At 70.3% G+C, this 18,211-nt stretch carries 14 protein-coding genes and 5 tRNA genes; 9 read left to right on the top strand and 10 right to left on the bottom strand.

The annotated features are described in order from the left end of the window. Window positions 1-20: 20 nt before the first annotated feature. Window positions 21-359, bottom strand: a complete 339-nt coding sequence (locus EV284_RS23815) for a MerR family transcriptional regulator (protein WP_030817149.1) — start codon at window positions 357-359, stop codon at window positions 21-23. Window positions 360-836: 477 nt separating this feature from the next. Between EV284_RS23815 and EV284_RS23820 the strand changes: the two genes are divergently transcribed. Then, on the top strand, window positions 837-1,196 hold the full coding sequence (locus EV284_RS23820; protein ID WP_130337551.1) for a hypothetical protein: 360 nt from the start codon (window positions 837-839) through the stop codon (window positions 1,194-1,196). A 164-nt stretch (window positions 1,197-1,360) separates the two neighbouring features. On the opposite strand, the gene EV284_RS23825 is transcribed toward EV284_RS23820, so the two are convergent. From EV284_RS23825 to EV284_RS32815, 7 genes are all read right to left on the bottom strand, one after another. Further along, complete coding sequence (locus EV284_RS23825) at window positions 1,361-1,675, bottom strand: SCO5918 family protein (RefSeq protein ID WP_130337553.1); 315 nt, start codon at window positions 1,673-1,675, stop codon at window positions 1,361-1,363. 63 nt (window positions 1,676-1,738) lie between these two features. After that, window positions 1,739-3,157 carry a DEAD/DEAH box helicase gene (locus tag EV284_RS23830; protein ID WP_130337555.1) on the bottom strand — a complete coding sequence of 473 codons (1,419 nt, stop codon included), beginning with the start codon at window positions 3,155-3,157 and terminating at the stop codon, window positions 1,739-1,741. 173 nt (window positions 3,158-3,330) lie between these two features. Then, window positions 3,331-3,534, bottom strand: a complete 204-nt coding sequence (locus EV284_RS23835) for a cold-shock protein (RefSeq protein WP_019329653.1) — start codon at window positions 3,532-3,534, stop codon at window positions 3,331-3,333. A gap of 354 nt (window positions 3,535-3,888) precedes the next feature. After that, window positions 3,889-3,961: transfer RNA gene (locus EV284_RS23840), tRNA-Lys, on the bottom strand. A gap of 77 nt (window positions 3,962-4,038) precedes the next feature. Continuing rightward, window positions 4,039-5,520 carry an amino acid permease gene (locus tag EV284_RS23845; RefSeq protein ID WP_130337557.1) on the bottom strand — a complete coding sequence of 494 codons (1,482 nt, stop codon included), beginning with the start codon at window positions 5,518-5,520 and terminating at the stop codon, window positions 4,039-4,041. Between the two features lie 119 nt (window positions 5,521-5,639). Further along, window positions 5,640-7,787 (bottom strand): DEAD/DEAH box helicase, encoded by a 2,148-nt coding sequence (locus EV284_RS23850; RefSeq protein WP_165425631.1) that lies wholly within the window; start codon window positions 7,785-7,787, stop codon window positions 5,640-5,642. 227 nt (window positions 7,788-8,014) lie between these two features. Further along, window positions 8,015-8,512: a hypothetical protein gene (locus EV284_RS32815; protein WP_165425632.1), complete on the bottom strand. Its 498-nt coding sequence runs from the start codon at window positions 8,510-8,512 to the stop codon at window positions 8,015-8,017. Window positions 8,513-8,660: 148 nt separating this feature from the next. Here EV284_RS32815 and EV284_RS23860 point away from each other — a divergent pair, with 148 nt between their 5' ends. From EV284_RS23860 to EV284_RS23895, 8 genes are all read left to right on the top strand, one after another. Then, entirely contained in the window at window positions 8,661-9,011 is a 351-nt protein-coding gene (locus tag EV284_RS23860; RefSeq protein ID WP_130337563.1) for a metallopeptidase family protein, read from the top strand. 42 nt (window positions 9,012-9,053) lie between these two features. After that, on the top strand, window positions 9,054-10,523 hold the full coding sequence (locus EV284_RS23865; protein WP_130337565.1) for a metallophosphoesterase: 1,470 nt from the start codon (window positions 9,054-9,056) through the stop codon (window positions 10,521-10,523). A 113-nt stretch (window positions 10,524-10,636) separates the two neighbouring features. Beyond that, a tRNA-Glu gene (locus tag EV284_RS23870) sits at window positions 10,637-10,712 on the top strand. A gap of 217 nt (window positions 10,713-10,929) precedes the next feature. Continuing rightward, window positions 10,930-11,004: transfer RNA gene (locus tag EV284_RS23875), tRNA-Asp, on the top strand. A 24-nt stretch (window positions 11,005-11,028) separates the two neighbouring features. Further along, window positions 11,029-11,102, top strand: a tRNA-Phe gene (locus tag EV284_RS23880). Between the two features lie 147 nt (window positions 11,103-11,249). After that, window positions 11,250-11,588: a hypothetical protein gene (locus EV284_RS23885; protein WP_130337567.1), complete on the top strand. Its 339-nt coding sequence runs from the start codon at window positions 11,250-11,252 to the stop codon at window positions 11,586-11,588. A 78-nt stretch (window positions 11,589-11,666) separates the two neighbouring features. Further along, the gene (gene hrpA, locus EV284_RS23890; RefSeq protein WP_130337569.1) at window positions 11,667-15,611 is read left to right on the top strand and encodes an ATP-dependent RNA helicase HrpA; all 3,945 of its coding nucleotides are present in this window, start codon (window positions 11,667-11,669) and stop codon (window positions 15,609-15,611) included. Between the two features lie 95 nt (window positions 15,612-15,706). Beyond that, window positions 15,707-15,781: transfer RNA gene (locus tag EV284_RS23895), tRNA-Asp, on the top strand. 661 nt (window positions 15,782-16,442) lie between these two features. Here the strand turns inward: EV284_RS23895 and bldC are convergent. Next, complete coding sequence (gene bldC / locus EV284_RS23900; RefSeq protein WP_003949541.1) at window positions 16,443-16,649, bottom strand: developmental transcriptional regulator BldC; 207 nt, start codon at window positions 16,647-16,649, stop codon at window positions 16,443-16,445. Between the two features lie 531 nt (window positions 16,650-17,180). Next, window positions 17,181-18,023 (bottom strand): hypothetical protein, encoded by an 843-nt coding sequence (locus EV284_RS23905; protein ID WP_130337571.1) that lies wholly within the window; start codon window positions 18,021-18,023, stop codon window positions 17,181-17,183. Between the last annotated feature and the right edge of the window lie 188 nt (window positions 18,024-18,211).

An 18,211-nucleotide genomic window follows, 5' to 3' on the forward strand; every position in this document is an offset into this window, starting at 1 on the left:
GAAGGGCGGGCTCGCTCACTTCAGGCGTCGGCAGACGGGCCGAGCGACGCGCCGGCCCGGCGGTACTCGGCGTTGATCCGCTGGGCTTCCTCGAGCTGGTCCTCGAGGATGATGATCCGGCACGCGGCCTCGATCGGCGTGCCCTGGTCCACGAGTTCACGCGCGCGCGCCGCGATCCGCAGCTGGTAGCGGGAGTAGCGGCGGTGTCCGCCCCCGGAGCGCAGGGGGGTGATCAGTCGTGCTTCGCCGAGGGCACGGAGGAAACCGGGCGTGGTGCCGATCAGTTCGGCGGCCCGGCCCATCGTGTAGGCGGGGTAATCGTCGTCGTCGAGACGGCCCAGCGACTCGTCTGCTGTCATCTCACCTCTCTGTGGAACGCGTGGAGGGGCCTTGGTGCCGTACGGCACCAAGGCCCCGAAGGAACTGCAACCATCTGCCGACCCTAATACCGCGTCGGCCTTCTGTGTCCGCACGGCCGCCCGATACGCCGGGGGTGCGGGGATCGCGGATGCGTGACCGGAGACCACCTGCCTATCGATGTCCTGCGGTAACCCGGAGCCAGGTCCTGCCGGTCCGGGCGATCCTGATGGCGCTCGACTCCTCCGTTCTTTCCCTCGGAACCGATCACTTGCCCTACGTGTACTGCTGCCCGGCAGTTCGTGTCTGCCGGGCCTTGATCGATCTCGGCTACGAGGAAAACCGTAGCCACGTGCCCCGCGAATGTCTACTCCGACGGCGATAGATTTTCGCGTGTCGGACTGAGAGGTATCCGCGTTCGGCGACCTCTGCGACGGCCCCCGCCACCGCGCCGGGCCCGGCGCATAGAATCCGACGTCATGCCGAAGCCTGACGAGCTGATCGTTGACATCGCCGCCCTCGTGGAGTCCGGGCAGAGCAACCAGATGTCCCTCACCGTGGTCACCAGTGGTGCTGTCATCACCGGTCGACTGGCTCCCGAAGCCATGTGGCGGCGCAGGGTGTCGGAGGTGCTGCGGGATTCCACCCATCTGGGCGAGTTCTGCGCCGTCTTCGATGCCCCCGCCGAACGGGACGGGGCCCCCACGCACCTTCACTTCCATGTCGCCCGCATCCTCCAGGGCACCGTGGGCATCCCGATGACGGGCGGGATGTACCGCGTCGCGATCGAGGACGTCACCGCCTGGACGATGGGTGACTTCAGCTACTCCGACAACTGACCCACTGACCCGCCCCGCGCCGGGAGCGGCACGGAACGCGTGAAGGGCCCGACCGGCGCGTGCCGGTCGGGCCCTTCAGTGCTCTCTGCTGTTCTGCTGTACCGCTGTGAAGCTGTTCCGTACCGCTCTGAACCGCTCCGCCGGGCGCGCGTCCGTCCCGCCGGTCAGCCGGTCAGGGAGGGGGAGGTGCCGAGCATCGCGGACGCCCGCTCCAGCGGGGTCTCGACAGGCGCGGGGACGTCCTCGGGGGCCGTACGGCAGGTGAAGCCGAGCCGGGCCATGGCCCGCAGCACCTCACCGGCGCTGAAATCGCGGCGGTCCTGCCGGGTGACGACCTCGCCCACCTGCTTGGCGGGGTAGTGGCGGCGGCCGATGATCACCGACTCGGCGGTGACCGGCTCGGGCTTGACGCCCTTCATCGATTCCAGCACGCCGTTCTTGGTCAGTTCGAACGGAAAGCGTGCGATGACACAGCGCATGATGCCTCACAGGGAGAAGGGAAGACGGGGCGGACCTCGGTGACGTGGTGCGGCACCAGGGTCCTATGCCGCCGTACCGTCGGTCGACTGCCGTCCGGGTGCGCGGCGGGCCGCCGGGGCCTGGTGGCGCCGGCCGCGTGCGGGGGCCCTGCGCCTCTTGGGGCGGTCGGCGACCGGCGCGGTGATGACGACCGGGACGCCGGAAGGGGCCTGAGCACCGGTGATGCGGCTCAGCGCCTGCTCGCCGACGCGGACCGGGGTGGTCTGCGGGACGATGCCGGCCGCAGCCATGAGGCGGTTCATGTCGCGGCGCTGGCTCGGGGTGACCAGGGTGACGACGCTGCCGGACTCGCCCGCACGGGCGGTGCGGCCGCCGCGGTGCAGGTAGTCCTTGTGGTCGGTGGGCGGATCGACGTTGACGACGAGGTCGAGGTTGTCGACGTGGATGCCGCGTGCCGCGACATTGGTCGCCACCAGCACGTTGACATGACCCGTCTTGAACTGCGCCAGGGTCCGGGTGCGCTGCGGCTGCGACTTCCCGCCGTGCAGGGCCGCGGCCCGTACCCCGCTGTTCAGCAGGTGCTCGGTGAGACGGTCGACGGCGTGCTTGGTGTCGAGGAACATGATCACGCGGCCGTCGCGGGCGGCGATCTGGGTGGTGGCGGCGTGCTTGTCGGCGCCGTGGACGTGCAGCACGTGGTGCTCCATCGTCGTGACCGCGCCGGCCGAGGGGTCGACCGAGTGCACCACGGGGTCGCTGAGGTAACGGCGCACCAGCAGGTCGACGTTGCGGTCCAGGGTCGCGGAGAACAGCATGCGCTGGCCCTCCGGACGCACCTGGTCGAGCAGGGCCGTGACCTGCGGCATGAACCCCATGTCGGCCATCTGGTCGGCCTCGTCCAGAACGGTCACCGAAACCTGGTCCAGCCGGCACTCACCCCGGTCGATGAGGTCCTTCAGACGCCCCGGCGTGGCGACGACCACCTCGGCACCCCCGCGCAGCGCACTCGCCTGCCGCCCGATCGACATACCGCCCACCACCGTGGCCAGCCGCAGCCTCACCGAGCGGGCATACGGCGCCAGCGCGTCGGTGACCTGCTGCGCCAGCTCACGCGTCGGTACCAGCACCAGCGCCAGCGGCTGCCGGGCCTCGGCACGCCGCCCGGCCGTACGGGCCAGCAGCGCGAGCCCGAAGGCGAGCGTCTTGCCGGAACCGGTGCGGCCCCTACCCAGCACGTCCCGGCCCGCGAGGGAGTTCGGCAGGGTCGCGGCCTGGATCGGGAACGGCACGCTCACCCCCTGCGCGCCGAGCGCGGCCAGCAGCTCCCCCGGCATGTCGAGATCGGCGAAACCCTCCACCGCGGGAAGCGCGGGAGTCGTCGTCCGGGGAAGCGCGAACTCCCCCTGGACCGCGGGAGCCCGGCGGCCGGAATTGCCGTGACGGCTGCGGGCGAAGCGGTCGTTCGTACGTGTGCGGTTCATGCGGAACCTTCCTTGATTCGGCACATCTCAAGGAATTCCCGCGGTATTGAGCCGCACGGGTAATTGCAAGAATGAGCCGGTGGAGCGCAGCAGAAGAACGCTGCGGAAAATGCGAGTAGCCGGGACCCGCACCCCGAAGGATGCGGGCCCCGGCTACGAAGTGCGCGTGAGCGTCAGGCGACGACGATGTTCTCGGCCGTCGGGCCCTTCTGGCCCTGCGCGATGTCGAAGGACACCTTCTGGCCTTCGAGCAGCTCACGGAAGCCCTGAGCGGCGATGTTGGAGTAGTGGGCGAAGACGTCGGCGCCGCCGCCGTCCTGCTCGATGAAGCCGAAGCCCTTTTCCGCGTTGAACCACTTCACGGTGCCAGTAGCCATGTCAATTCTCCTTCGGGGCAGTGCATCGCGGTACGCACTGTACGAACCGCGTGTCGCCGCGATGATTACCCCGCCCGGAAAAGACCGGAAATACAACTTCGGGAACCACAACTGCAACCGAGATCGACGGTAGCACGCCTCAGCGGCCCACGTCGGGTGAATAACGCCACCTCAGCCATTGCGGTAAATAACCTGTCGGCGCGTCCCATTGAAAACTCAGTTCGCCGGAACAGCTATTGACGCACCGGGAGCACAGGGTTTCGAGGAGGGCGCCGGACGGGCGGCCGCGACCCGGTACCGGGCGAAACGGACACGCCCCCGGCTCAACGGAGCGTCGAGCCGGGGGCGTTCGCGTAGGCCCTGTGGGACTCGAACCCACAACCAATGGATTAAAAGTCCACTGCTCTGCCAATTGAGCTAAGGGCCCGGGGCGATGTTGCCTGTCCGAGCATAGCTGGCGGTGGCCGTGTCTCCGATCGGGTATCGGGGACACGGCCGCGTCGGTCAGTCGCGGAGGAACCAGTGGCGGGCCGAGGCGAGCCACCAGGTGGCCGCGAAGCCGAGGACGACGAGGACGGCGATGGGGGCGTAGTTGAAGGTCTCCCAGGTGACCGGCGAGACCTGGGGCAGCATGAAGAGCACCGTGATCAGGACGACCCAGGCGACCGAGACCACGCCGACGGGGAGCGACCAGCGGCCCAGGTGCCACGGCCCCCGCTGGAAGTCCGCGCCCTTGCGGACACGCAGCAGCGTCGGGATGACGTAGGCGATGTAGAGCCCGATCACCGCGATGGACGTCACGGCCGCGTACGCCGTGGTGTTGATGAGGTACGGCAGGCCGAGGACGAGCGCGCCCAGGGCGGCCAGCCAGACCGCCGCGACCGGGGTCCGGGTGCGCGGGCTGACCGTGTGCCAGACGCGGGAGAAGGGAAGCGCGCCGTCCCGCGAGAAGGCGTAGATCATGCGGCTGTTGGCCGTCACCGAGGCCATCCCGCAGAAGAGCTGGGCGCCGATCACCACGAGCAGGAGCAGCTTGCCGGTCGTGGCGCCGAGCGCGTCCAGGAGGATCTGCGCCGGAGGCGCGCCGGTCGGGGAGTTCAGCGCGCCGTCGTACGACTGGATGGCGAAGGTGAAGCCCAGCAGCAGGACGAAGCCCGCGACCCAGGAGGTCCAGATGGAGCGGACGATGCCCTTCGGGCCGGCGGTCGCCGCGTCGTGGGTCTCCTCGGTCATGTGGGCGGAGGCGTCGTAACCGGTGAAGGTGTACTGCGCCATGAGGAGGCCGAGCAGCACCACGTAGAACCCGCTGCCCCAGCCAGTCTCGTTGACGAAGTGGGTGAAGACGAAGGACGCCGACCGGTGGTGGTCGGGCACGAGGGCCAGCGCGCCGACGATGACGGCGACACCGCCCACGTGCCACCACACGCTCACGCTGTTCAGCAGCGCGACGATCCGCACCCCGAAGGTGTTCAGCAGCCCGTGCAGCAGCAGGATCGCCGCGAAGAGCAGGACCGTACGGCCGGGCGACACCCGGAAGCCGAACTGGAGGTTCAGCCAGGCCCCGAGGAAGGAGGCCGCGCCGAAGTCGATGCCCGCCGTCACCGCCACCTGGCCGAGCACGTTGAACCAGCCGGTGAACCACGCCCAGGCCGCCGCCGAGCGCGGGGGCGCGAGCCGGTGCGCCCAGAAGTACAGCCCGGCCGACGTCGGGTAGGCGGAGCAGATCTCGGCCATCGACAGGCCGACGAACAGCGTCATCAGGCCGACGGCGACCCAGCCCCAGGTGATCACGGCGGGCCCGCCGGTCACCATGCCGAACAGATACAGCGTGAGGCACCCGGACAGCACCGAGATGATCGTGAAGGAGACGGCGTAGTTGGAGAACGCCGACATCCGGCGGGCCAGGACCTGGGTGTAGCCGAGCTGGGCGAGCCGCTCCTCGTCGGACAGGGCCGACTCGGCTCTCGCTTGCGTGTCGTCTGTCATGACCCCAGCAATTCCCTGAGCACCGACGTGACATGCGTCACTCGGCGGCCGAAAATCGCCGGGAAACCCGAAGGGCCCGTACGGAGATCCGTACGGGCCCTTCGTCAGCTCATCGAGTGTCAGCCGTTGCGCTTCCAGCGGGGCTTGTCGTCACGTCGGCCGAAGGAGGACGAGCCGCCGGTGCCGGTGCCGCGGTGCTCGTCACGGCGGCCGTAGGGGCGCTCGTGGCCGCCGGAGCGGAAGCCCGGGCGGTCGTCGCGGCGCTCACGGTTGAACGGACGGTCGCTGCCCCGGTGACCACCACGGTCGTCGCGGCGGAAGCCGCCACGGTCGTCACGGCGCTCGAAGGGGCGGCCACCGCGGTCGTCACGACGCTCGAAACCCCGGTCGCCGCCACGGTCCTGGTTGAACGGACGGCGCTCGTCACGGCGCTCGCCGCCACGGTCGTCACGGCGCTCGAAGGAACGGCCACCGCGGTCGTCACGACGCTCGAAGCCACGGCCACCACGGTCGTCACGACGCTCGAAACCCCGGTCGCCACGGTCCTGGTTGAACGGACGGCGCTCGCCACCGCGGTCGTCGCGGCGGAAGCCGCCACGGTCGTCACGGCGCTCGAAGGAACGGCCGCCACGGTCGTCACGACGCTCGAAGCCACGGCCACCACGGTCGTCACGACGCTCGCCGCGGTCGCGGTCGAAGGAACGGCGGCCCGCCGGGCGCTCGTCGCGCTCGGGCTCGCGGGCGGCCGGACGCTCCGCCTCGACGGTCGCCTCGGCCACGGCCTGCTCGGCGGTCGCCTGCGCCTCGGCCACGGCGGCCTCCGGGTCCTCACCGCGCTCGCGGGCGACCCGCGCCACCAGGCGGTCGGCCTCCTCGCGCAGCTCGCCGGCGCGGCGCTGGGCGCGCTCCAGCTCCTTGACCAGGCCGGCGACCTCGCGCTCGGCCTGCTGCGCGGCGTTGCCCGCGGACTCGGCCTGCACCTCGGTCATGGACCGGGCGCCGGTGATCTCGGCGACCTCGGGCTCGAAGGCGCCGGCCCCCTGGATGATGTGGCGCGCGGCGTCGACGCCCGCGTCCTCCATCAGCCGGAAGATCTGGCGGCGCTGGTGCGGCAGGGACAGCGAGACGACCGTGCCGGAGCGGCCCGCGCGGGCGGTACGGCCGGAGCGGTGCAGGTAGTCCTTGTGGTCGCCCGCCGGGTCGACGTTGAGGACCAGGTCGATGCCGTCGACGTGGATGCCGCGCGCGGCGACGTCGGTGGCGACGAGCGCGTTGACGTAGCCGTCCTTGAAGTCGGCCAGCGTCCGGGTACGGGCGCCCTGGGTCATGCCGCCGTGCAGCGCGTCGGCCTTCACGCCCGACTCGCGGAGCTGCTCGGCGATGCGGTCGGCACCGAGCTGGGTGCGCACGAAGATGATCGTGCGGCCCTTGCGGGAGGCGATCGCGGCGGTGACCGGCGCCTTGTCCTTGGGCTTCACGATGAGGATGTGGTGCGACATGGTCGTGACGTTGCCCTGGGCGCTGTCGACCTCGTGCGTGACCGGGTTGTTCAGGTAGCGCTTGACCAGCGTGGAGATCTCGTTCTCCATGGTCGCGGAGAACAGCATGCGCTGGCCGCCGGCCGGGACCTGGTCGAGCAGCTCGGTGACCTCGGGCAGGAAGCCCAGGTCGGACATCTGGTCGGCCTCGTCGAGGACCGCGATCTGGACGTCCTCCAGCGAGCAGGCGCCGCGGTTGATGATGTCGCGCAGGCGGCCCGGGGTGGCGACGAGGATGTCGACGCCGCGCTCGAGGGCGTAGATCTGGTTGCCCATCGAGGTGCCGCCGCAGACGACCTTCATCTTCAGGCCGAGTACGTCGCCGTAGGGCTGGAGGGCGTCGGCGACCTGCATCGCCAGCTCGCGGGTCGGCGTCAGGATGACGGCGCGCGGGCGCTTCTTCTCGGTGCGGCCGCCGGCCAGCGTGGCCAGGGTGGGCAGACCGAAGGAGAGGGTCTTGCCGGAGCCGGTGCGGCCACGGCCGAGGATGTCCTTGCCGACCAGGGCGTCCGGGATGGTCGCGGCCTGGATCGGGAAGGGGGTGGTGACACCGTTCTGGGCGAGCTTGCGCACGATGCCCTCGGGGAGACCGAGGTCGGCGAAGGTCATCTCGGGGGTGGTGTCGGTGGTGTCGTCGGCCTCGACGACAGCGGTGACCTCGTCCGTCCCGTCGACGGGGGCGTCCCCGTTCTCGGGCGCGACGAACTGGTCAGTACTGGAAACGGACATGCGAATGCGAAACCTTCCGGAGTCTCTCGGCACGCGCCCGTCAACTCCGTGATTCGCACAACACAACCGCCTCAATGCGGTCCGTCACGGCAAAGGAGAGTACGCGCCACACGGCGCGCTCTGCGATGGCGCCGGGCAAATGGGATCAAACGATCTACCACCATACGCACCCCCTACCCCCCAAGGCAAACTGGCTTGTCAGCCCCGGTCCGGCCCCCGCCAGGGACTCACACCGGAACCCGTCCGCCGAGCTGCGGGGCGGGGTCCTCGTGGGCCGAGGACGAGGGTTCGGCCGACGGCGGCTCGGTGTCCGGCGGCGGCGGGGTCGACGCGGGCGGCTCGGGCGGCGCGGAGGTCACCGGGGGCGGCGTCGGCTCCCCCGTCGGCACCGGCTCACCGGGCCGGACCGTCTGACCGGGCCCGGACGGCTCCGCCGAAACCTTCTTGCCGGGCTCCCGCTCGTCCGCCGAGGCCGAGGCCGACTCCCCGTGCTTCCGCTTCTTGCCGCCGTGCCCGTGCTTGCCGTCGCCCTCGTCCTCGCCGTCCGCCTCGGCCCCGCCGCCCCCGGACACCGGCCCGCCCCCGGAGTCCGCGCCCTCCCGCTGGCCGGCGGAGTGCGGGGTCCGGCGGGGGCCCGCGTCGTCACCGACGTGCACACAGCCGGAGGCGGCGGCCACGGCCAGCACCGCGACGACCAGACGGACGGGTACGTACAAGCGGCGCACGACGGCCACCTCCGGCAGCGGGGAATCGACAACGCCCTGCCCAACTCCCGCCGCCCGCGCAAGGACACGCCACCGTCCCGGCCGGCCGAAGCGCGGCGGACCGCGCGTACACGCCCCGCGCCGGGCGCGCTTGGCCGACAATGGCCGTGTGCTGGAGATGACGCGCGACAGGTTCGAAGAACTGGTGAGCGAGGCCCTGGACCGGATCCCGCCGGAACTGACGCGGGTCATGGACAACGTGGCCGTCTTCGTGGAGGACGAACCCTCCGCCGACGACCCCGAACTGCTCGGCCTCTACGAGGGCACCCCGCTCACCGAGCGCGGCGAGTGGTACGCCGGAGTCCTCCCGGACCGCATCAGCATCTACATGGGCCCCACGCTGCGGTACTGCGGGACCCCCGAGGACGTCGTCCACGAGGTGGCCGTCACCGTCGTCCACGAGGTCGCCCACCACTTCGGCATCGAGGACGCCAGGCTGCACGAGCTGGGCTGGGGCTGATCACCCCGCATGTCCGGACGTCCCGACGGGCATACGGCACCAATGCCCACAGTCCTCCTCGCTTCCGCACCGGACCCGCCCCGCGACCGGAAGCGATGGCGGCTGCCGCGCCGGACGGGCGGCGGCCGGTGGCTGAGGGCGTTCGGCCTGACGGGTGTCGTGCTCGTCGGGGCCTGGCTCGGCCTGCTGATCGTCGGCAACGTGCGGACCCCGGTCGGCCCGATGGACACCACCATGGCCCTGCGGCCCTCGCTCAGCGGCGGCACCAAGGTCAACATCTCCCCGCTCGGCGCGCTGACCCTGGACAGCCATGTCGCGCCGGTCCGGCTGGACGTCGACGTGGACCAGCTCGACCCGGGCCGCGCGCAGGCGCTGGTCGACCACCCCGAGCGGCTGTCCGGGCTCCAGGACGAGGTGGCCCGGGACGTCGAGCGCGGCACGCTCGACCTCGCGGTGCGCTCGGGCGTGGCCGTCGTCACCGGCGCGACCGCGCTCGGTCTCGCCGTCTACCGCCGCCCGCGCCCCGCGCTGGCGGCCGGCGGTCTCGCCCTGGCGCTGCTCGCGGCCTCCGGGGTGTCGGCGTGGGCCACCTGGAATCCGAAGTCGGTACTGGAGCCCAGGTTCTCCGGTCTGCTCTCCTCGGCGCCGTCCGTGGTGGGCAACGCCCGCAGCATCGTCACCGACTTCGACGTCTACCAGCAGGAGCTGGCCCGCCTGGTGACCAACGTGACCAAGCTGTACGACGTCGCCTCCACGCTCCCCGCCTACCAGCCCGACCCCACCACCATCCGGGTCCTGCACGTCTCCGACATCCACCTCAACCCGGCCGCGTGGAAGATCATCGGCTCGCTGGTGGACCAGTACAAGGTGGACGTGATCGTCGACTCCGGCGACACCATGGACCACGGCACCTCGGCGGAGAACGGCTTCCTCGACCCGGTGAAGGACCTGGGCGTGCCGTACGTGTGGGTCCGGGGCAACCACGACTCGCGGGCCACCCAGCGCCACCTGGAGGGCATCGAGAACGCGCACGTGCTGGACGAGGGCGCTGCCGAGACGATCGCCGGGGTGCGCTTCGCGGGCACCGGCGACCCCCAGTTCACCCCCGACCGCTCCCGGGCGACCGGCGGTGACGCGGCGGAACGGCTCGCGGGCGCCCGGCTCGCCTCGGCGCTGCGGGACCAGAAGGCCATGGGCACGCCGGTGGACATCGCGGTGGCGCACGAACCGGTGGCCGCCGCCGAGACCGACGGCACGGTGCCGCTCGTGCTCTGCGGGCACCTGCACACCCAGGGCACCAAGGTCCTCCCGCTGGGCACCCGGCTGCGCCGCGAGGGCTCGACCGGCGGCAGCGGACTGCGCGCGGTGGAGGGCCGGTACCCGGCACCGATCGAGGCGTCGGTGCTCTATCTGGACCGGGACACCCGCCGGCTCCAGGCATGGGACGCGATCAGGCTGGGCGGGCTCGGGCGGACCACGGCCGAGGTCAGCCGGCATCTGGTGCAGCGCTGAATCCCCGGCCCGGCGCCCGGACGGCGGCGAAGGGTTTTGCCCATACCGCTCACGATCCCCTATGCTGCACACGTCCCCGACGCGCCGCGATGCGGCGCCCAGGCGGGCCGATAGCCCTCATCGTCTAGCGGCCTAGGACGCCGCCCTTTCAAGGCGGTAGCACGGGTTCGAATCCCGTTGGGGGCACCACAGCGGACTTGTCATGAAAGCCCGCCCTGATCCAGGGCGGGCTTTCATGTTTCCCCACGTCCGGGCCCCGCCCGGTGCCGAAAAGCGAGGTACGGAGCACCGCCCCTGCTCTGATACGCTTCTCCAGCGACGTCAGCCCAGCAGATGCGCACCTCACCCCGGTGGGAAACGCGTTGGGAAGGCCCGCAACCTTGTGCGACACTGTCGTACAGCGCCTGGTCCTGTGGAGCAGTTTGGAGTGCTCGCCACCCTGTCAAGGTGGAGGCCGCGGGTTCAAATCCCGTCAGGACCGCTGAGGTTTCACGTGAAACCTCGTGGCTGGGTAGCTCAGTTGGTACGAGCGATCGCCTGAAAAGCGATAGGTCGCCGGTTCGACCCCGGCCCCAGCCACAACCGCCCGATCCGGGCCGAACCCCCTCCAGTGTCTGGAGGGGGTTCTTGCGTTTCCCGACCCCGGCGAGCGCGGTTGCAGGTGAGTAGTGCGGGACTACAGTGAAAAGCATCCATTCGTGGGGAAATCTTCCAAGGGGGCGTTCCATGCCCGCCACGAACAGAAAACGGACGGCTGCCCTGTGTTCGGTCTTCATGGCCGCCGGTGTCGTCCTCGCTCCGATCGGCTTCGAGCAGGCGGCCTCGGCGGCGCCCGCTCAGTCTCACGCCAGTACGGCGGCCAAGGCGCCCACATCTCAGGGGGACTACCAGCGCGGGTTCCGGGACGGCTTCAAGTCCGGGTTCCGTGACGGCCGGCACTGCCACCACGACGGCGGCCACCGCGACGGCAAGGGCCTCTCCCTGAAGGACCCGCACCGCGACTACCAGCAGGGATTCAAGAACGGCTACAAGTCCGGCTTCCGGCTCGGCCTGAACTCCTGCTGACCCGGCGGCCCCTGCGCGGCGGCCCCCGCGTCAATTCGTTCGCGCGGAATTTCCCCGAGGTGAGATCCTGGATCGCGTATGTCTACGCATCCCGCCCCCGCCTTGGGGTCTCTCGCCTCCCGTCTGACCGAGCTGTCGCTGCGTGACGCGCACCGGCTCGGGCGCAGGCTCGAAGGCGCACGCAAGATCCGTAAGCCGGAGGCGCGTGCCGCCGTGCTGGCCGAGCTGGAGGGGGAGGTCGACAAGGCCGCCTCCCGGATGGCCGAACGGCGCTCCCGTGTGCCCTCGGTCAGCTATCCCCAGCAGCTTCCGGTCAGCCAGAAGAAGGACGAGATCGCGGCCGCCATCCGCGATCACCAGGTCGTCATCGTGGCCGGTGAGACCGGCTCCGGGAAGACCACGCAGATCCCCAAGATCTGCGTGGAGCTGGGCCGGGGCCTGCGCGGGATGATCGGGCACACCCAGCCCCGCCGGATCGCCGCCCGTACCGTCGCCGAGCGCGTCGCCGACGAGCTGCACACCCCGCTCGGCGAGACCGTCGGCTGGAAGGTCCGCTTCACCGACCAGGTGAACCCGGACGCCACCTTCATCAAGCTGATGACCGACGGCATCCTGCTGGCGGAGATCCAGAACGACCGCGAGCTGCGCGCCTACGACACGATCATCATCGACGAGGCCCACGAGCGGTCCCTCAACATCGACTTCCTGCTGGGCTACCTCGCGCAGCTGCTGCCGAAGCGGCCGGACCTGAAGGTCGTCATCACCTCGGCGACCATCGACCCGGAGCGGTTCTCCCGGCACTTCGGGGACGCCCCGATCATCGAGGTCAGCGGACGGACGTACCCGGTGGAGGTGCGCTACCGGCCGCTGCTGGAGGAGGACTCCTCCGACGCCGACCGGGACCAGATCACCGCGATCACCGACGCCGTCGAGGAACTGATGGCCGAGGGTCCCGGCGACATCCTCGTCTTCCTCTCCGGCGAGCGGGAGATCCGGGACACCGCGGACGCGCTGGAGAAGAAGAAGTACCGCTCGACCGAGGTGCTCCCGCTGTACGCGCGGCTCTCGCACGCCGAGCAGCACCGGGTCTTCCAGCAGCACACCGGGCGCCGGATCGTGCTGGCGACCAACGTCGCCGAGACCTCGCTGACCGTGCCCGGCATCAAGTACGTGATCGACCCCGGCTTCGCCCGGATCAGCCGCTACAGCCACCGCACCAAGGTCCAGCGGCTGCCCATCGAGCCGGTCTCGCAGGCCAGCGCCAACCAGCGCAAGGGCCGCTGCGGCCGTACCTCCGACGGCATCTGCGTCCGGCTGTACTCCGAGGACGACTTCCTCGCCCGGCCGGAGTTCACCGACGCCGAGATCCTGCGCACCAACCTCGCCTCCGTCATCCTCCAGATGACCGCGGCCGGCCTCGGCGACATCGAGAAGTTCCCCTTCATCGACCCGCCGGACCACCGCAACATCCGCGACGGCGTCCAGCTGCTCCAGGAGCTGCACGCACTCGACCCGGCGGAGAAGGACCCGCGCAAGCGGCTCACCGACACCGGCCGCAAGCTCGCCCAGCTGCCGGTCGACCCGCGCCTGGCCCGGATGGTGCTGGAGGCCGCGAAGAACGGCTGTGTCCGCGAGGTCATGGTCATCGCCGCGGCCCTGTCCATCCAGGACCCGCGGGAGCGCCCGGCCGACAAGCAGACCCAGGCCGACCAGCAGCACGCTCGCTTCCGCGACGAGACCAGCGACTTCCTGGCCTACCTCAACCTGTGGCGGTACCTGCGCGAGCAGCAGAAGGAGCGCGGCTCCTCCTCGTTCCGCCGGATGTGCAAGCAGGAGTACCTGAACTTCCTGCGGGTGCGCGAGTGGCAGGACATCTACCTCCAGCTCCGCACGGTCGCCAAGCAGATGGACATCCATCTCAACGAGGAGGACGCCCCCGCCGACCGCGTCCATGTCTCCCTCCTCGCGGGCCTGCTCTCCCACGTCGGGATGAAGGACGTGAAGGACGGCAACAAGAACGAGTACCTGGGCGCCCGCAACGCCAAGTTCGCGGTGTTCCCCGGCTCCTCGCTGTTCAAGAAGCAGCCGAAGTTCCTGATGTCGGCCGAGCTGGTGGAGACCTCCCGGCTCTGGGCCCGCGTCAACGCGAAGATCGAACCCGAGTGGGTCGAGCCGCTCGCCGGCCACCTGCTGAAGCGCACGTACAGCGAGCCGCACTGGGAGAAGGACCAGGCGGCCGTGATGGCGTACGAGAAGGTGACGCTGTACGGCGTGCCGATCGTCGCCCAGCGCAAGGTGAACTACGGGCGGATCGACCCGGAGATCTCCCGCGAGCTGTTCATCCGCAACGCCCTGGTCGAGGGCGACTGGCGCACCCACCACAAGTTCTTCGCCGACAACCGCAGGCTGCTCAGCGAGGTCGAGGAGCTGGAGCACCGGGCGCGGCGCCGGGACATCGTCGTGGACGACGAGACGCTGTTCGACTTCTACGACCAGCGGGTGCCCGAACACGTCGTCTCCGGCGCCCACTTCGACTCGTGGTGGAAGCGGAAGCGGCAGGAGCAGCCCGACTACCTGGACTTCGAGCGGGAGATGCTCATCCGGGAGTCGGCGGAGGCGGTCACCAAGGCCGACTATCCCGACAGTTGGCGCCAGGGCGAGCTGAAGTTCCGGGTGACCTACCAGTTCGAGCCGGGCGCGGACGCCGACGGCGTGACCGTGCATATCCCGCTCCAGGTGCTCAACCAGGTCACCGACGAGGGCTTCGACTGGCAGATCCCCGGCCTGCGCGAGGACCTGGTCACCGAGCTGATCCGCTCGCTGCCCAAGCCGATCCGCCGCAACTACGTCCCGGCGCCGAACTACGCCAAGAAGTTCCTGGAGCGGGCGGTCCCCCTCCAGGAGCCGCTGACGACGGCCATGGCACGCGAGCTGAAGCGCATGGTCGGCGTGCCCTTCGACGCCGAGGACTTCGACTGGTCGAGGGTGCCGGACCATCTGAAGGTCACCTTCCGGATCGTGGACGAGCGGCGCCGCAAGCTGGCCGAGGACAAGGACCTGGAGGCGCTCAAGCTCCAGCTCCGTCCAAAGGCCCGCAAGGCGATCTCGCAGGCGGCCGCCGCCACCGCGTCCCGGCAGGGCGGGCCCTCGCTGGAGCGCTCGGGCCTGACCGACTGGTCGATCGGCACCCTGAGCCGGGTCTTCGAGACCCGCCGGGCCGGGCAGCCGGTGAAGGCGTACCCGGCGCTGGTGGACGACGGCGACACCGTCTCGGTCCGCCTCTTCGACACCGAGGAGGAGCAGGCCGAGGCGATGTGGAAGGGCGTGCGCCGGCTGATCCTGCGCAACATCCCCGTGAACCCGGCGAAGTTCGCCTCCGACAAGCTGACCAACGCGCAGAAGCTCGCCCTCTCCGCCAACCCGCACGGCTCGGTGCAGGCGCTGTTCGACGACTGCGCGATGGCGGCGGCCGACAAGCTGATCGCGGACTTCGGCGGTCCGGTGTGGGACGAGGAGTCGTACCGGAAGCTCTACGACAAGGTGCGGGCCGACATCGTGGACACCACCGTGCGTGCGGTGGGCCAGGTGCAGCAGGTGCTGGCCGCCTGGCAGGCGTGCGAACGGCGCCTGAAGGCCGTCTCCAGCCCCGTCCTGCTGGCCAACCTCACCGACGTACGGCAGCAGTTGGACGCGCTGGTGAAGCCCGGCTTCGTGACCTGGGCGGGGATCGCGCGACTGCCCCACCTGATGCGCTACCTGGTGGCCGCCGACCGGCGCCTGCAGCAGATGCCGGGCAACGTCCAGCGGGACACCACCCGGATGCAGAAGGTCCACGAGATGCGGGACGAGTACGCCTGGCTGCTGGAGCAGCTCCCCCCGGGCCGGCCGGTGCCCAGGCAGGTGCTGGACATCCGCTGGATGCTGGAGGAGCTGCGGGTCAGCTATTTCGCCCACGCGCTGGGCACCGCGTACCCCGTCTCCGACAAGCGGATCGTGAAGGCGATCGACGCCGCCGCACCGTAATCACGCGGTCGCACCGGGTGAGTTCGACCCGGGCACCCGGACTCCTGTACAGTCCTTCTCGGAGCGCAACGCAGAAGTGAAGCGCCGCACCAGATGGTCCTGTGGAGCAGTTTGGAGTGCTCGCCACCCTGTCAAGGTGGAGGCCGCGGGTTCAAATCCCGTCAGGACCGCAGCAAAGAGAAGGGCCCCCGGATTTCCGGGGGCCCTTCCGCCGTTCCCGGAGCCCCCACACGCCCCGTGCGGCCCACGCGGGCGGCGCAGGGCGGCCCCGGACCCGGCGCCAGACGCGGGCGCCCCTGAGAGCGTGCCTGGCAGGCGCGTCGCCCGGCCGGCGCCGCAGGGGCCGCTGCCCCAACACCCGTTCCCGCAGGGGGCGGTGAGACGGGAGAGCGCCAATAGCGCACCCGTGCACGGGACAACAAGCCGCTCGGCATGTGACGGGTGTCACGGCATGAGTTTTTGAAACGCAGGTTTTTACCGCTGCCCTACAACAGGTCAATTTAATATGTGCAATTGCACTCTCCCCGAGGGCGGCCCGCCGGGCTCCCGGAGCAGGTGCGGGGGAGTTCCCACAGCCCTCCCCAGACTCCGACAAGGCCGCTCACGGCCGCTCACACGGCGGGCCGGCGGGCGCCCGTGAGCGCACAAAAAAGATCGCGCTGGACCCGGCGGAGTCCAGCGCGACCTATGACGCACTCGGTGCCCGTGCCATTCGGAGTTCGTCCGGCGTGGGCATGGGGCCTGTTGGGGCAGGCCCGCGTCGTTGTGGAGCTAGGGTTCGGGCGCTTCGGCCGGTTGGGGGGCCGGTCGTTTTGCCCGGTTTTTCAGTTGTTATGCCTCGCTGCGCTGCTGCGGGATGCCCGCGAGCAGGGCACGGACCTCCGCCTCGCGGTAGCGACGATGCCCGCCGAGCGTGCGGATCGACGTGAGCTTGCCGGCCTTCGCCCACCGCGTGACCGTCTTGGGGTCGACACGGAACATGGTGGCGACCTCAGCCGGGGTCAGCAGCGGCTCGGCATCAGGGGTGCGAGCGGTCATGAGCGGCCTCCTCGGGAGAACCGAACCTTCTCGGTTCTTTCCTCTAAATTCTGCACCTTGACCCGCGTTGCCCGAAATGGCGGACGCGAGTCGAGTCGGTTATAGGACGAACGGCTTGTCCTCGGCACTACAACTACACCATCTGTCCAGCCGCGTCGGCCAAACCGATGGAATTGCCCTCCCAGGTGTTCATCCACGACGGAAGCCGATGGACCATGCCATAGCGGACAGTCACGCCGACGTGACGATCAGTCACATGGCGCTCGGGAGTCACAGGACCCCCCAAAGCTAGCAATGCGGAGAATCCGCCCATAGTGGAGCACAGATGGACAGACAGAGTCCTCCCCGGACTCCTTGTCCTATTTTGGCACGAGGAGCGGCAAGAGACGCAAGGGCCGTGTAAGTGCCGTCCATCACCCAATGAGGCAAAAGCCCGGTTCGAGGCCAACGCCCCGTCAAACGGTCCAAGTTCCGTAGACCGTACGCTGTTCGAGCCTATTTCGACCGTGACGTGCGTCACCCCGGAGGGGCTCAGTTCGCCGAGCGCAGGTCCCGGATCGACCGCCAGCGGGTCGCGAGACGGGTGTAGGCGTGAGTCGCGGCACTCTCGTCGCCCCGGCGCAGCGCGTCGATCCCGGCGGCCACGTCGGCCGCCGAGTGGTCCTCCTCCAGCGTCCCGCCCGGCACCACGTGCACCAGGCCGCCGTAGTCCAGCTCCACCACCGAACGCGGGTGGAACTCCTCCAGCCAGCGGCCGACGTCCAGCACGCCGTCGATCAGCGGGCTCTCCCGCACCGTGTCCTGGAGCGTGCGCAGCGCCCGCGCCACCCGGCGCCGGGCCTGCACCATCGGCGTGCGGTAGCGCAGCAGGGCCGGGGTCTCGCCGCTGCGCGGCTCGAAGCGGCGCTCCTCGTCGGCGACCAGCACGAACCAGTTCAGCGGGATCTGCCAGGTCGCCCCGCGGATCCAGGGGCGCGCCTCGGGATGGCGCTCCAGCCAGCGCTCGTAGTCCTGGGCCGCCTGGTCGCGCACCAGGGGCGGCAGGACCGCGTCCAGCACCGGGGTGGGCAGCTCCTCGCCCATGCCCGCCAGCGCCTGCCAGCCGCGCAGCCGGGTGCGCCAGGGACAGACGCAGACCACGCCGTCCCGCTCCAGCACGAACGCGTCGGCGCTCTCGTGCACCGGCACCGCGACGGGCGGGGTGGGCAGCAGGTCGGCCAGCGAGCGGCGCAGCTCGTCCTGGTAGGTGGGGCGGTCCGCGCGGCGGGCGTAGCGGGCCCAGTGATCGCGCTCCGGCTCCGGGAAGGCGGCCAGCGGCTCGTAGACGCGCAGGTAGGCGGCATAGGGGACGACCACCGAGGACACCTTGGCCACGCCTGTTCCCTCCCCGTCGGGGTCACCTCGAAACCACTGCAAATCGTGCCACGCCCCGGCCGGGGCGTCGCACCTGCGGGTGATCCTTCGCGGAGGCCGGTCGCGGGCCCGGCACAGGCTCTACCCTCAGCCGTGCGGCCCAACCGCCGCGTGGCAGCACCCCGCCGCCTCCCCCGCCACCAAAAGTG

The organism is Streptomyces sp. BK022, from assembly GCF_004217355.1.
Taxonomy (GTDB): Bacteria; Actinomycetota; Actinomycetes; order Streptomycetales; family Streptomycetaceae; genus Streptomyces; species Streptomyces griseoluteus.